Origin of the sequence: Salinicola sp. DM10 (assembly GCF_017306975.2) — a bacterium.
GTDB lineage: Bacteria > Pseudomonadota > Gammaproteobacteria > Pseudomonadales > Halomonadaceae > Salinicola.
On the sequence record NZ_JAFLEN020000006.1, the window covers coordinates 1 to 14,046 of the forward strand.

The 14,046-nt window shown below is 59.2% G+C and carries 13 protein-coding genes; 9 read left to right on the forward strand and 4 right to left on the reverse strand.

The annotated features are described in order from the left end of the window. The 9 genes from J0A90_RS16575 to J0A90_RS16615 all read left to right on the forward strand — a co-directional run. Positions 1 to 234: DUF2345 domain-containing protein (locus J0A90_RS16575; protein WP_233076877.1), on the forward strand; the 234-nt coding region annotated here is incomplete at its 5' end. Positions 235 to 243: 9 nt separating this feature from the next. Further along, positions 244 to 1,062, forward strand: coding sequence for a DUF4123 domain-containing protein (locus J0A90_RS16580; RefSeq protein WP_207033736.1), 819 nt, complete (start codon positions 244 to 246; stop codon positions 1,060 to 1,062). 1 nt (position 1,063) lies between these two features. Continuing rightward, positions 1,064 to 3,802 carry a T6SS effector BTH_I2691 family protein gene (locus J0A90_RS16585; RefSeq protein ID WP_207033738.1) on the forward strand — a complete coding sequence of 913 codons (2,739 nt, stop codon included), beginning with the start codon at positions 1,064 to 1,066 and terminating at the stop codon, positions 3,800 to 3,802. 2 nt (positions 3,803 to 3,804) lie between these two features. Further along, on the forward strand, positions 3,805 to 4,752 hold the full coding sequence (locus tag J0A90_RS16590) for a hypothetical protein (protein ID WP_233076878.1): 948 nt from the start codon (positions 3,805 to 3,807) through the stop codon (positions 4,750 to 4,752). A 161-nt stretch (positions 4,753 to 4,913) separates the two neighbouring features. After that, positions 4,914 to 5,861 (forward strand): hypothetical protein, encoded by a 948-nt coding sequence (locus J0A90_RS16595; protein ID WP_233076879.1) that lies wholly within the window; start codon positions 4,914 to 4,916, stop codon positions 5,859 to 5,861. 399 nt (positions 5,862 to 6,260) lie between these two features. Beyond that, the gene (locus J0A90_RS16600; RefSeq protein WP_207033741.1) at positions 6,261 to 6,581 is read left to right on the forward strand and encodes a hypothetical protein; all 321 of its coding nucleotides are present in this window, start codon (positions 6,261 to 6,263) and stop codon (positions 6,579 to 6,581) included. A 28-nt stretch (positions 6,582 to 6,609) separates the two neighbouring features. Then, entirely contained in the window at positions 6,610 to 7,053 is a 444-nt protein-coding gene (locus tag J0A90_RS16605; RefSeq protein WP_207033743.1) for a hypothetical protein, read from the forward strand. Positions 7,054 to 7,142: 89 nt separating this feature from the next. Continuing rightward, positions 7,143 to 9,119 (forward strand): DUF2207 domain-containing protein, encoded by a 1,977-nt coding sequence (locus tag J0A90_RS16610; protein ID WP_207033746.1) that lies wholly within the window; start codon positions 7,143 to 7,145, stop codon positions 9,117 to 9,119. A 159-nt stretch (positions 9,120 to 9,278) separates the two neighbouring features. Next, positions 9,279 to 9,776: a hypothetical protein gene (locus J0A90_RS16615; protein WP_207033748.1), complete on the forward strand. Its 498-nt coding sequence runs from the start codon at positions 9,279 to 9,281 to the stop codon at positions 9,774 to 9,776. 50 nt (positions 9,777 to 9,826) lie between these two features. Here the strand turns inward: J0A90_RS16615 and J0A90_RS16620 are convergent, their stop codons facing one another. Genes J0A90_RS16620 through J0A90_RS16635 form a run of 4 tightly spaced genes read right to left on the reverse strand, consistent with a single transcriptional unit; the run spans position 9,827 to position 13,986 of the window. After that, on the reverse strand, positions 9,827 to 10,756 hold the full coding sequence (locus J0A90_RS16620; protein WP_207033751.1) for a PfkB family carbohydrate kinase: 930 nt from the start codon (positions 10,754 to 10,756) through the stop codon (positions 9,827 to 9,829). Then, positions 10,753 to 12,207, reverse strand: coding sequence for a cytosine permease (locus tag J0A90_RS16625; RefSeq protein WP_207033753.1), 1,455 nt, complete (start codon positions 12,205 to 12,207; stop codon positions 10,753 to 10,755). The genes J0A90_RS16620 and J0A90_RS16625 overlap by 4 nt, the downstream gene beginning before the upstream one ends. Before the next feature lie 43 nt (positions 12,208 to 12,250). Beyond that, positions 12,251 to 13,282 (reverse strand): ADP-ribosylglycohydrolase family protein, encoded by a 1,032-nt coding sequence (locus J0A90_RS16630; RefSeq protein WP_207033754.1) that lies wholly within the window; start codon positions 13,280 to 13,282, stop codon positions 12,251 to 12,253. Further along, positions 13,279 to 13,986: a GntR family transcriptional regulator gene (locus tag J0A90_RS16635; RefSeq protein ID WP_207033756.1), complete on the reverse strand. Its 708-nt coding sequence runs from the start codon at positions 13,984 to 13,986 to the stop codon at positions 13,279 to 13,281. Before J0A90_RS16635 ends, J0A90_RS16630 begins: the two co-directional genes overlap by 4 nt. Positions 13,987 to 14,046: the final 60 nt, after the last annotated feature.

The following is a 14,046-nucleotide window of genomic DNA, read 5'->3' on the forward strand; positions in this document are numbered from 1 at the left end:
GAGATCAACGCCGCCAACGGCATCCTGCTGAACAGTGGTGGCGGTTATATCCGCATCGAAGGCGGCAATATCGACGTTCATGGCCCCGGCAAGATCGATATCAAGGGTGCCCAGCATGTCTTCGGTGGCCCCGCGAGCCTGGACGCGGCCATGCCCGAGTTGCCGGAGGGGTCAGACTGCGCGACGAAGCACCAGGGCGCCGCGAACCGTGGTTCATCGCTGGTGGATGGCTGAGGTGCTGTGATGACGGCTTGGTTGCTGCACGATCACTTGAACGGTCCACTGGCGCTCGGTGACGACTGCGAGCCTATCGGTGCCTTGTTGCCACGGCGCAGGCCGGACCTGCATGGGCTGACGCCGCATCTTTATCGCATCGGCAAGGCCTCGTTGGAGACGCTCAGAGCGCAGGCGCAAAACGTCTCGCGGCGTGGCATGCCGCCGACAGTCTGCGCGCTGCTATGGGCCGACGTCGAAGCGGACGTGCTCAGAGACCAGTTGAGCCGGTACTGCCTTGCGGCTACGCCCGCATCGCGCTGGATGTATTGCCGCTACTTCGACCCGCGCGTCATGACGCATCTCCGCTGGATTCTTGCTCAGGATCAGCTGCACTCCCTGTTGGGCAGAATCTCACGTTGGGCGTTTCTGGATGCGTCGTCGCAGTGGGTCGAGATCGACAATGAGCCGCAAGCGCCTCACTGGCTGCGGCTGACACTCGACGACACCCAGACGCGCCGCTTGAACGAGCTGCCCACCCTACGCGCCTGCCTGCAGCAGTGGCGCGCTCACGACCCCCAGGCACCACGCGACGACCGCGACGCCGGTAAATGGGTTGCCGCCTGCCTGGACCATGGGCAAGCGCTAGGGCTGCGTGATCTGCAAGATCGCGTTGCGCTGGCGCTGCATGAATTGTTGATCCACCCCGACATCGCCCGGCACCCCGATATCGCAAACGCCATTGCCTTGGCGAACGGTGACACAACCTATCGACACGTGACCGGCAATTGGCCTCAGGCCCGCTGGGAAACCATCCAGGAACAATTGACCAACCGGGAAACGACGTAGCATGAGTGCGATTCCAGACATCAACGAAGCGGTTGCGACGGCGGTCGCCAATACGTCCGGTGGGAACACCGATGCCTCTGCCGAGACCGGCGGTTGCAGCGACTGCCAGATGTGCCAGAAGTCCCCAGGTCTGGTGATTCTGCCGGTGCGTTATTCGGCGATCGCAGAGAGCCATGCCCATAGCATCAGCGGCCTCGCACCCATCACCAGTGGCGGCAATTTCGGCGAGGGCGTTCTGGATAAAGCCATGCAGCGTGCGACCTATATTGTACGCAGCATGCGCGCTGGCTATTTCTATATGCACTTCCCCAGTGGCGATGCCGATGGCGTGATATGGCGCAAATATCGCGTCACCAGCGATAGCAACTTCATGCCGATACCGCTCGACGGCCATCTGACGCCCAATATGGAAGCCAATAAGGCGTGCCGACGTTCCAGCGACTGGCAGATGGCGCGCTGCGTGACCATCAGCCAGCCAGAAAAGGTCACCCAGGCCTGGTTGGCATTTTCGGATACCGACTGGGACGCAACCGTGCGCGATCGCATCGCCCGTGACCCCGCGACCCGCATGCAGCCGCTCAACCCGTCTCTGTGTATCTCCCCCGCCGCTGGCCAGCCACACACCGCGCCGCTGTCGGCGGTGAGTGACTGGGTGAGCGAATATCGGCACAACGCTTGGCAGAGCTTTCATAGCACCGTGGCCGATGAGGATGATCCGCACAACACCGCTAAGTTCGAATCTGTCTATCCGTTCCACTGGCGCGCCATCGAGGCCGACGACCTGGTCGAGACAGCCGAGCGTAAATCGCAGGGCCGTGCCATTCTCTTCGCAACCCACGACCCGCGGGGTATCACCTTCGAGCTCAACGCCGAGCAGATTCAGGCGGTGTCAGCGTCGTTGCAGCGTTTCAGTTGGCGGCTATCATCCTGGGCGGGGATACAAACCATACGCGAGTCAGTGGGAAACCAAGCCGAAAAGCGTCAACGGCAATCCGTGCTGCTGCGTGATCCAGAAATGCTGGAATACAATGAGCTACAGTTGCAGCAAATCAACGCGCGGATCGAAATGGTAGGCCCGAGTGAGCATCAGCTGCGATTCAGAGATGAATTACAAGAAGAAAACGACATTATTGCAGCCAGGATAGCGCACAAGGAGGCCACCTCTGAGCGACTGACCGATGAGAGTATCAAGGAGGTCCGGGAGGCTGCCTGGGAGGAAACCCGGGAAGGGCAGAAGTTCCTGGCGCGGACTGACAAGCAAATCGAAGACGACTATCAAAGTGTCAAGGAAACTCTCAAAGCCGATTCCGAGTCGATAGACATACCGCTCTCTCAAGATCACGCGACCTGGCTGGACTCTCCCGATCTGAAAAGGATCTTCTCGTCGGATTATCGGACGGACGAACTCGATTCCGGGGTGAATTACGTCAACCACTTCGTCGACTGCATCGACGATGCCGCTGATCGGGAGGAGTGTGCCGAAATACTGAGGACCTGGGCGAGTGCGGGTAACCCCACCGACCCTGAAAACCCGTTGCTACGAAGCCTCGGGCACAACCAGGATGACCACCTGGCGGAGATCGACAGCGCGCCGCCCCTGACCGTACAAAGCGCTGTAACGATTCTCGACAAATTCAACGCCGCATGGCAGAAAAGCGCCAAAGCGATGCTGAACCCGGAAACGAGCGAAACCGCGGGGCGCAACGCCTTCACCAGGCTGATCTATCATTCCGGGGCGCCGGTTGCCAAGTTACTCTCCCAGGGTGTCGAGGGCACTGCGAAGAACCTCTATCTGATGGCATCGATGTTCTCCACCGATCAATGGATTGTGGAGCGCCCCTTGAGGGGCACGCCTACGCAGTTCGTCAATCTTCTGGCCGAGGAAATGCGTCTGGCCATCCCGGCGAACAAACGGCCCAGCCGACTTCAGATGCAGCGTGCGCTGCGAGAGATGCTAAAAAGAACAGGCCAATACGACCAGATCGGCTCTCAGCACTTCGTGTTCGTGGATCGCGCACGCCTGGCGGCAATCGGTGACGGCCAGGGGGCCGGGCGCGCGACAGCGGAGAGAATCTTGCGCTCTCGTGAGCCTATCGTTCTGACCCCGCGTAACATTCGCGAAGGCATCATGCCGGGCTTCCAGAAAGCCATGAGTGGCGAAGTCAGAATGAATGCGGTCTCCTTGTTCTTTTCGGGCATCTCCTGGTACTACGCGGGTAAGGCGCTGGATAATGCCAATTCATTCAGCCGCCGCGAGCTGTCGGTCAAGTTCTGGGCCTCGCTGGCCGGTGTCGTCGGTGGCCTGTGCGAGACAGTAGAAGCAGGTGTGAAAGGGCTCGTAGCGGCTGGTCAGCAATTCTCAGATGGCACCAAAAGCCTTTTCAAGACTGTGGGCAAGATTGGCCGTTTTCTAGGTGCGGGTGTGGCGTTTGTTTTTGCTGTATACGATGTGATGCATGCAGTTGAAGAGGTGGTCAAAGGTAACTATGGGTTGTCGGCGCTCTATCTGGCTTCGGCTGCAGGTGGTTTCGCTCTTGGCTATATCGCGATAGCCGCTGGTGTTTTTTCATTGCTTGGTATGGCTTTGGTTTTAGCCATGCTAGGTATTGGGTTTCTGATAGGAATTTTGACGGATTCTAAAACTCAGCAGTGGCTAAGTCATTGTTTTTACGGATTTGCTGATAGATTTCCGAACATTGAAGAATCCCAACAGGAACTTAATGATATTTTTAGGGGGTGAGGGTGAATAAGCGAGATCGGATTTTTAAGGCTTTGGGTATGATCCCTAAGCATCAATTTGAACTTCCTTCTAACGGTAAAGAGAAACGTTTCTCTATTGAAAGCCCTTCTGCCGACGAGGCTTGTCCGTCCCAGGTTATGCTTTTCTACAGCGATGATGTATTGCAGGTTGCTGACTCTGAGTTTCAGCGGCGAGGAATTTATCTGAGCTGGGGAGTTGCAATTGGAGTTCCCTTGATTGTGTTGTTTTGTTATATGTCGTCACTGCCCTTTTTCTATCCTCTTGCTCCATTTTGGATGATTCCTGTGTTTGCTTTGATCATTTTGCCTCTTGCGGTGGGGGTTTTGTGGATGGCTTGGCAGGAGGTTAAGCGTTACGCAATATCGCCAGTTGTTTTTAATCGCCATACGGGGAATGTTCATTTCTTTAGCATTCATGATGGCCAGCCGGTTACCTACCCTTGGCGCCGTTGCACATACTGCATAGTGCCAAAACGGGCAGGTGGGCCCGAGGGGCGCGACTATGAGGTGCGCGGTTATGTGCTGAATGAGTACGATGTTGTGCTGGACAGCTTCTCTATCGGTGAAGAAATGATTAATTTAGGTCATGTTACTGGAAGCATGACGGAGCGCTGGTTGAGCTGTCAATTTGAGTACGTTCGTCAATTCATGACGCTACAGGATGTCAGCAGCTTGAAAGCACCTGGAGAAGATAATTACGTCTCTCTCAAGCCTAGCTTTAGGCAGTCGATGGAAGTTGTTGACCCTAAGGTGAGGTCAAAATCGCTAGTCATTAAGCTGTTGTCTGTTTTGATGAGTGTGGTCACCTTTATTCCCAAGGTGGTTGGTGGTGCGGGGCATTACTTCTGTTGCAAGTACTGCACAGTGCCGCAGTGGTCTCAAGAGATTGTCGATGAATGTGGTCCGGAGATAGTCCTCTCTAATCGCTAGAGGCCTCGTTTTTAAGGCGGGCTAGTATGAGTGATATAGGATGTCGGTCCGCCGCGCTTGTTTTTTAAAATCCTGGTGCTGCTGCATGTACAATATGCATGGGTGGCCATGCTCTGCTTGTTTGGATGCCCGAGAAGTCAGTCGACGCTATGGTGAGGCATATGAAAAGGCGAATTCAGGTTTTAAAAAGCCTGGGCATGATGCCTAAGTATCAATTCGAGCTCCCTGCTGACGGCAAGGAGCGGCGCTTTTCCTTGGATGAACCGGCTGCTGACGATGCTCGGCCTACGTGCCTCACGCTATTATATAGTAATGAAGTACTTGCAGTCGCCGATTCTGAGTTTGAGCGGAGGGGTATTTATCTGGGTTGGGGAACGGTGGGTGTGCTTTTTTCGGCTATTTCTTTTGCGTTTATAGCAAGTGTTCCTTTTTATAGTCCGCTTGCCTCTTTCTGGGCAATTCCTGGCTTTGTCTTAATTTTTTTATCTCCTGCAGCAGGGTTTTTATGGCTGGCTAGGCAAGAAGTGAAGCGTTACGCTATCTATCCCGTTGTCTTTAATCGCCGCATGGGGAATGTTCACTTTTTTAGTATTCATGATGGCCAACCTGTCACCTATCCTTGGCGTCGCTGTACCTTTTGTATCGTGCCAAAACGGGCAGGTGGGCCCGAGGGGCGCGACTATGAGGTGCGCGGTTATGTGTTGAATGAGTACGATGGTGTGCTGGATAGCTTTTCTATTGGCGAAGAAATGATTAATTTAGGTCATGTTACTGGGAGCATGACGGAGCGTTGGTTGAGCTGCCAATTCGAGTATGTTCGTCAGTTTATGACCTTGCAGGATATTAGTGGCTTGGATGCACCTAAAGAAGACGACTATGTTTCCCTTAAGCCTAGTTTTAGGCAGGCGATGGAAGTCGTCGATCCTAAGGTAAACTCAAAGTCGCTAGTCATTAAGCTGTTGTCTGTTTTGATGAGTGTGGTCACCTTTATTCCCAAGGTGGTTGGTGGTGCGGGGCATTACTTCTGTTGCAAGTATTGCAAAGTACCGCAGTGGTCTCAAGAGATTATCGATGAGTGTGGCCCGGAAATAGTGCTTTCTAATCGTTGAGGATCGTTTTCGAGTATGGTTTGAAAGTATTAGACGCTTTTGAATGGTGGTCTTCGTCATAGAGCTGCCTCCGGGTGTGGAAGTTTGAAAAAGTTATAAGCAGGCATGGCGTCGCGCTTCAAATATTGCTGGGTTGCTTCTTGAGAAGCATCAAAGCGTTTCTTGCATGTGGTTTTTTGGTTTTTGTCGGGCTGCGAAGGGATCAGTCTGAGACAGTGGAAGCCGTCGTAAGTGTTCTCGAGTGCGAAACTGGCAGCATTTTTTGCAAGTCGGATGATGCAAAGGCTGTTCTCTGCGTGCCTTGTATCTTAAATAAACTTTTGGTTGCGGGTCAGTGCAGGGCTGATAATATTTGCCGCTCGCCAGGGTGTGTCAGTCTTTTATTTGATGGAGAGCGCTATGAAAACGGTCTTTCTGGGGTTGGGGATTACCTTTCTTTGGTGGTTGGGTTTGATCAATGGTCTCTATATGGAGCCCGGTGAGTCTGTGCCGGATGTCTTGATCTACCTGACCGGGGCCTCTTGGCTAGTGGCTCTGTTGGGTGCGCTGATGCTGTGGAGCGGCAAGCACAAACCAGGATTCATCCTCGTGATCATTGGCTCTATCTGCTTCGTCCCGCTGGGGCTGATAACCGTCTACGGGGCTCGTCGTGCCAGCAGCCGGAATGATGATGCCTCGCTCGACAAGCGCCGCGCACTGGCTGAAGAAAACTCACGCTGAAACGCATTCGGATATCGAGGGAAATAACGTGTCGACGATTTCACAAGGGCAGGAATTTTACGCCAAAACACAAGCGCGCCTGATGCTGGGTGTCGGTGGTGTTGCCCTGGCGCTTGGTTTGTTCATGGCGGTGAGCTTTACCACCGCTCCCGTTGCGCCCATAGGAATGGGCGGGCTTATGGTGGGCATGGGGTGCTGGTTTCACTTCTCTCCCGTTGCTCGTATCGGAGCCGACTATCTTGTCTTCCAGCCGGCCCCTTTGGCGCGTACTCACACGATTCTCGACAGCGAAGTGGAGCGTATCGAACGCAAGAAGAAGGTGCTCTTGGTGCATTATCGTCGCAACGACGACAAGCCAGATAAGTCGCTCAGGAAGTTGGCGTTTGCCATGAACATGTTGACGGCCGATGATCGAGAGGCGTTATTGGGCACGGTGGCGACCCGCTTTGAGATCGTCCCGATCGCTAAGTGATATTCGTGGAAAGCACTAGCATTAATATTCGGTTCCTTTAGCGCATCATCTTCTTGCTGGCTTCGGCTCTGATTTGGCGAATCGACATCATGTATCAAGTTCTGGATGTTCTCAATGTGGAAGGTTTCATGGTGTCTTCGCTTGGTCGGAGCCGGATTCTGAGAGGCGTGAGACCCGCATGGCGCAAAGTGGTGTGCCTACTGGCCATGGCGCTCATGGGTGCCTGCGCCTCCTTGAATGCGTATGCGGTAGAGAGAATCACCCGTTTCTCGAGCGATATCGTCGTTCAGCCTTCGGGGAACATGATTGTTACAGAGATGCTCGATGTGCTGTCTCATGGTTACCATATTCGTCATGGTCTCTATCGAGACTTTCCCGTGATCAACCGTATAAGCGGTGTCGTTCATCGCGTAGGTTTCGATGTCATCTCTGCGAGACTGGATGGTGAACCGGTGCAGACCAGGCAGATTCGAAAAGGCGACTATGTACGTCTCTATATGGGGACTCCGAATGTCGATATTGCTCCTGGGCCCCATCGTTTCGTTCTGCGTTATCGCACCAATCGCCAAATCCGTTTCTTTAAAATGCACGATGAACTCTACTGGAACGTGACAGGCAATCGCTGGAAATTCCCCATTGAGCAGGCAGTTTCTACCGTTCATTTACCCGATGGTGCCGGCGTGGAGGGAGTCAAGACCTATACCGGCTCCTATGGTCAGCGCGGGCATGCGGCTGACTCCGTGGTCAGTGATGATGGGACGCGTGTGGTAACCCACACGAACGCGCCATTGCAGCCCGGAGAGGGCGTGACGATTGCGGTAGCCTTCCGTAAAGGGGTGGTCAGCAAGCCGACCACGATCGATCAACTGATTTGGTATGTAACCGAGCGCCCGAGCAATACGGTGGCTTTCTTGGGCTTGCTGTTAGTATTGGCCAGTTACTGGGTGATGCTTCGTCGCGTAGGGTCGCATGAGGAGCCGGTGCTGCCATCAGCGCCGTATTCTGGATCGCTGGGTAATCTATCTCCCGCGTTGGCGCATTTGATCGTTCACAATGGCGAGATACGTAATAAAGCACTCGTGAGTTCGATACTCAATCTCGGTGAGAAGGGCTATGTGACGGTGGTGCAGTCTAGCGCAGAGTGGGTGCTGAAGCGCACGGTTAAACCTGCCCAAAATCTGCCCGTAGAAGAAGCAGCGATCTTGGAGCACTTGGAAGCCAGGGACAATACCATCGAGGTGTCCAAGAAAAACCGCAAGGACTTGCAGAGGCTGCGGACAGCCTTCAAAAGAGCGATGCGCAACGAACATGGCGAAGCGTTTTATCAGTCTCATGGTGGGCTGATGCTGTTAGGTGTCATTGTTGCCTATCTCGCTGTGTTCGTGCCCAATGTCATGACCACTGACCCCATGGATCCCACATCGCTTTGGGTCGGTCTCATTCCGCTGGGTGGGCTGATATTTGTTAGCGTCGTGGCGGGTGATATCGAGGTTCCCTATAGCACGAACCGCTACATGGCCAAGAGCCTCGGCGTCGCACTGCCGATATCTTGCGGGTGGTGGTTGATCTGGGGCTATGCCATGCACACGCTCGATCTTTTCCCGTTCATGGCGATGCTTTTCCTGCCCGTGGCTTTTTGGGCGTTTGTGAGAAAGCTGGGAAGAACCACACGACTCGGTAGAGAGCGTAAAGCAGAGATAGAGGGGCTCAAAGCTTACATGCTTAGCCATGTGGGAGAGGAGGCACCCCGCTTGGAGGCGTCGGAACTAAAGGCGTTATGGCCCTATGCCGTTGCACTGGATATGGAAAGCGAATTCCAGGCTGCGCAGGTGAAGATACCCGAGCTCTCCGATCATGACGCAGCCTCATCCAGTCAACTGATCTTTCCCTGGTGGATTTACCACTCCTCAGCAGCGGGCAGCACGGGCTCGGTCTTCGATGCCTGCAGTTCCATGAACTCTACGTTCACCGCCTGTAGTGCCGTCAATTCTTCTGGTTCCGGCTTCTCAGGTGGTGGTGGGTTCTCTGGAGGTGGCGGTGGTGGCGGTGGCGGCGGCGGCTGGTAAGTGCTCACCGATGCCAATGCGCATGCCATCGCAGGGGGGACCTGCTACTGTCTGGAGACCCTGAATGACCTCGGTATCTGTTCATTCACCAGGCCCGTTGTGACGCGACGTGCATATGACATGGCCGGTTCAGTGCCTGCCGCTTGAGGAGTCTCATCGATGGATTACCACTCGACTCACTCGTCGTATCGGGAGCGTCTGATCGAGCATCTATTCATTGGCAAATTGCTCAAACACGCTTGGCTAGTGAGAGGTCGTCAGCTCGAAATTGCGAGACCGGAGGTGGATAACAGCGGCTACGATCTGATCGCCGAGGAGCGGACCCTCGTGCGCCATCTGCAACTCAAGGCGTCGAAGCTGGACGCGCGCACCGCCAGGCAGAGCGTGCATACCGCATTGGGTAGCAAACCTTCGGGTGCAGTGGTCTGGATTTTGTTCGACGCCGATACGCTCGCGCTTGGGCCGTTTCTCTTCTTCGGAGGTCTACCGGGCGAACCGCTACCCGATATCTCGGCGTTCAGTATTGCGCGACATACCAAGGGCAATGCCGCGGGCGTCAAGGCAGAGCGCCCCGCCATCCGCAGTGTCCCCAAAGGTCAGTTCACTCGCTACGACAGCGCCACCGAGGTTTACGAGGCGCTGTTCGGGCCATCCTGAACGCCGATATCCCCCCATCCCCGTTTTACACGCCAACCCGGCTCCCCGCGTTACGTGTTTGGCTGTTCCGCCAGCAAGGCATCGATCTCGCTGCCCGCTGGGGCGGTAGCCGGGCCATGCCGGCTGACGGCGATCGCCGCGGCCGCATTGGCGCGGCGTGCCGCCTGTTCGGGCGTCTGGCCGCGGCTCAGTGCCGCCAGCAGCACGCCGGTATGGGCGTCGCCGGCACCGTTGGTATCGACGGCGCGGGTGTCGAAGCCGGCCACATGATGTTGCTGGCCATCCGCCAGCAGACGACAGCCGCGCGGCCCATCGCGAACCACGATCAGCGGCGCCTGAGTCCGTGCGGGCAGCGCGCTCAGTGCGGCCGCTAGCGAGTCGGTGGCGGTCAGCGCCTGGGCCTCCTCGGCGTTGCAGCTGAGCAGGGTGGTGCGCCGCAGGATCTCGTCCAGCCGCTGCGGGCAGAGGTCTGCGATCATCGGTCCGGGGTCGAACGCCACCGAGAGCGATGCCGGTTGCCGGCTCAGCCAGTCGATCAGCGTCGCGGCCGCAGTCTCATGCAGCAGCGTATAGCCACTCACCAGAACGTGATCCTGGGGCGTCGGGTCGAGCCGGTGCAGTACGTCGCGGCCGCCGATCTCCGCGCCGAGATGGGTGATGAAGGTGCGCTCCGCGGCTTGGTCCACCAGCGCCACGCAGAAGCCGGTATCGCGGGTCTCATCCACCGGAGCGAGCCATGCGATGCGCTCACGACGCATCGCCTCACGCGCCATGTCACCGAAGCGCCCTTGGCCATGGCCGCCGGCGTAGACGACGGTCATGCCGTCCCGGCTCGCGGCGGCCATGACGTTGAAACCGCCGCCGACCTCGAAGGTGGCATCCATGGCCAGGGTGTCGCCGCCGGGGGGCGGTAGCCGCTCGATCGGCATCACCAGGTCGACGATCACCTGGCCGGTATGGATCAGGCGGGCGGCGCTCATCGTGCCACCGCCAGCGCCGTATGGCGGGCGCCGCCCATCAGCAGATAGCTGCCGGCGGCGACCACGAAGGTGGCGATCCAGCCCAGCCCGTTGTGCCCCAGCCAGCTGTCGGCGAGCACGCCGGTGAACCAGACATGCCCGCTGATGCCGATGCTGGTGAAGCAGAAGCCGATCACGATCGCCAGCGCCCAGCTGGTGAAGGCGCGCCACTCGACACCGCCGTGATACCAGTAGACGCTGGTCGGGCTGACATCCAGCAGGTCCGGCCCCGAGAAGTGGTGGCGATGGATGAGATCGACCAGGAAGACGCCGACCCAGGCAGTGATGGGCACGGCCAGCAGACTGATGAAGGAGATGAACGGGCCGTAGAAGTCGCCGGCGATCAGCATGAAGTAGATGGAGCCGGCGAAGATCGCCACGATATCCACCACCACGGCGTAGACCCGCTTCACGCGCAGCCCCAGGGTGAGGGTGGTGAGCCCGGCGGAATAAACCGAGAGGTTGTTGGAGAGCAGCAGCCCGCCGAAGGCCGCCAGCAGATAGGGTACCGCCATCCAGTCGGGCAGCATGGCGCGGATCGCCGCGATGGGGTCGTTGGCCGAGGCCAGGTGACCGTCGCCGGCGGAGATCAGCCCGCCCAGGGTGATCAGCAGCACCAGCGGGATACCCGCACCGGCGGCCGCGGAGAGCACCAGCGACCAGCCCTTTACCCGGCCATGCTGATAGCGCGACATATCGGCGCCAGCGTTGGCCCAGCCGATGCCGGTGCCGGCGGCGATGGTGCCGATGCCGATCAGCACGGCGCTGAGCGGAGCCGCCGGGGTCGCGGCAACGGCCTGCCAGTCGATGGTCGCCATCAGAAACAGTGCGACCACTATGTTCAGCGCGCCGAAGCCCCAGGTCGCCCACTTCTGGATGACCAGGAGTGTGGCGTGGCCCAGCCCCGAGACCAGCAGGGTGCAGATCACGAACAGAGCGATGAACACCAGCGTCAGCAGGGGTACCGCGCCCGCGGTGGGCGCGGTGCCGAAGACGATCGCCGAGAGTGACAGCAGCGCATAGGCCGCGGTGGTGGTGTTGACCGTCTCCCAGCCCAGGCGCGACATCAGCGAGACCAGCGTGGGGCCGACATTGCCCCGGACTCCGAAGATCGCGCGGGAGAGCGTCAGGCTGGGTGCGCGGCCACGGCGGCCGGCGATCGAGATCAGCCCGACCACGGCAAACGACCCCCCGGCACCGATCACCGCGACGATGAACGCCTGCCAGATCGCCAGCTGTTGATAGACGACCAGGGTCGCGCCCAGCGGCAGGCCGAGAATGCTGATATTGGCGGCGAACCAGACCCAGAACAGTTGCAGCGGATGGCCGTGACACTCCGCTTCCGGCGCCGGTTCGATCCCGCGTGTTTCCAGTTGTCCCGCTTTTGCGGCCGACGCATCGAGAGAGGCCATGGCGTTTATCCTGTTGGTGCTGGGGGATTAGTGGTCCTGGAGCTCAGTGGTGCTGGGTATGGCGCCGGCGCAGCGCCAGCAGCTGATCGACGAGCGGTTCCGGAGCGAAATGACTGACGCGCGCGACCTGCGCTACCAGCGCACCGGGCAGGCCCTCGGGGCCGTGGCAGGCGCCGAGGATGGCGCCCAGCATGGCGGCGATGGTGTCGGTGTCGCCGCCGATGCCGGCGGCCAGGGTGAGCGCTGTCAGCGGCTCGTCGCCGGCGAGTTCGGCAAGGGCGAAGGTGGCGACCACCGACTCCTGAGAGGCGACCGAGGTGCCGATCAGGTCATGGATCAGCGCGACGCCCGTCTCGTGGTCGCAGCCCCGGACCAGCTGGCGCGCCCAGGCGATGCGCGCCGAGATCAGGCCGCCGGCGCTCCAGTGGCCCCGCCGTTCGCCCAGCGTGGCCAGCTCGTGACCGACACTCAGCGCCTGCTCCAGCGGCGCACCCTCCAGGCCTGCCGAGATGGCCCCGGCGACGGCCGCGGCGCTGGCCAGGCCCAGCGAGGTGTTGTGGGTCACCTGGCTGGCCTCGATCACCGCCTCGAGCAGCGTCTCGCGGGGGGCCGACGGCGTGGCGATGGCCACCGGTGTGATACGCATGGCGGCGCCGTTGGTGGTGCCGAAGCGCCCGCTCTGATCGGGGCCGATGCCCTCGGCGATCATCGCCAGGGCGCGGTTGGTGGAAGGCCCCAGCAGATCCTGCGAACCCCGCGCCTTCATGTCGGCCTCCCACGCGGAGAGTGCGCGGGCGAAGGCCAGCGGCTCGATATGGCCGTGACCGCTGATCAGCAGTTCGGCCACTAGCACGGCCTGCTCGGTATCGTCGGTGATCGAGCCGGCGGGCATGTGGGGGGCGATAGGTTGATCCGCCGGCCCGTCGTGCAGGATGTCGAGGGTGCCGAAGCGCTGGCGAATCTCGGCGCGGCTGAAGGATTGGGTCGGCATGCCCAGCGCATCGCCCAGGGCCAGGCCGTAGAAAGCGCCCAGCGCGCGACGGCGCAGGTCGGGCGCGGCAGAAGAGTCGGTCATGAATCGAAAGCCAGATGGAAGTGGAAGTGAGCCGGATCGAGCAGGCTGGTCACGTGCTCGACGAAGCGATCGTGGGTATCCAGGGTCAGCCGGGTCGACTGCATGAACAGAGTGCCGGCCGGCCGCTCCAGCCGCTTGGCCTGCTGCGCGTCGAGGGCAGCCAGGCTCAGCCACTGCTCGCCGCGTGCCGCCACCAGCTCGTGGGCGGCCAGGGTGTCGGTGATGGAGTCGTTGATCAGCCCGCGCTCGGGGAGCTGGGCCAGCTGGCCGCGGGCCGGTATCAGCGAGCGCTCCAGCGAGACGATCTCGCCCTCGGCCAGACGCCGGCGGCGCACGATCTCGACGAAGCGGGTGCCGTCGACGCGCTCGGCCAGGGCCGCGTCCTCCACGCACTGGAGGCTCAACAGCTCGGTGACGATACGCACCCCGGAGCGCGCCAGCGCGCGCGCCCAGCCCTGTTGCTGGTCGAGGGCGATGCCGTCGAAGGTGACGAAGGAGCCCACGCCGCTCTGGGTCGCGATGTACTGCTGACGCTGAAGCTCCAGCAGAGCCTGGCGCAGCGTGCCGCGGCTGACGTTGAATTCATTCGCCAACTGGTGCTCGCCGGGCAGCTGGTGGCCGGAGGACCATTCACCGCTGCGGATGCGGCGTCCCAGCTCATCGACGACGCGCTGCTTTTTATCGAATCGGACAGGTTTGCTCATGTACAGACTTGTACATTTTGTGCGCATGCTTGGCACTTAGACCTTCGTCGGGCGCCCGCT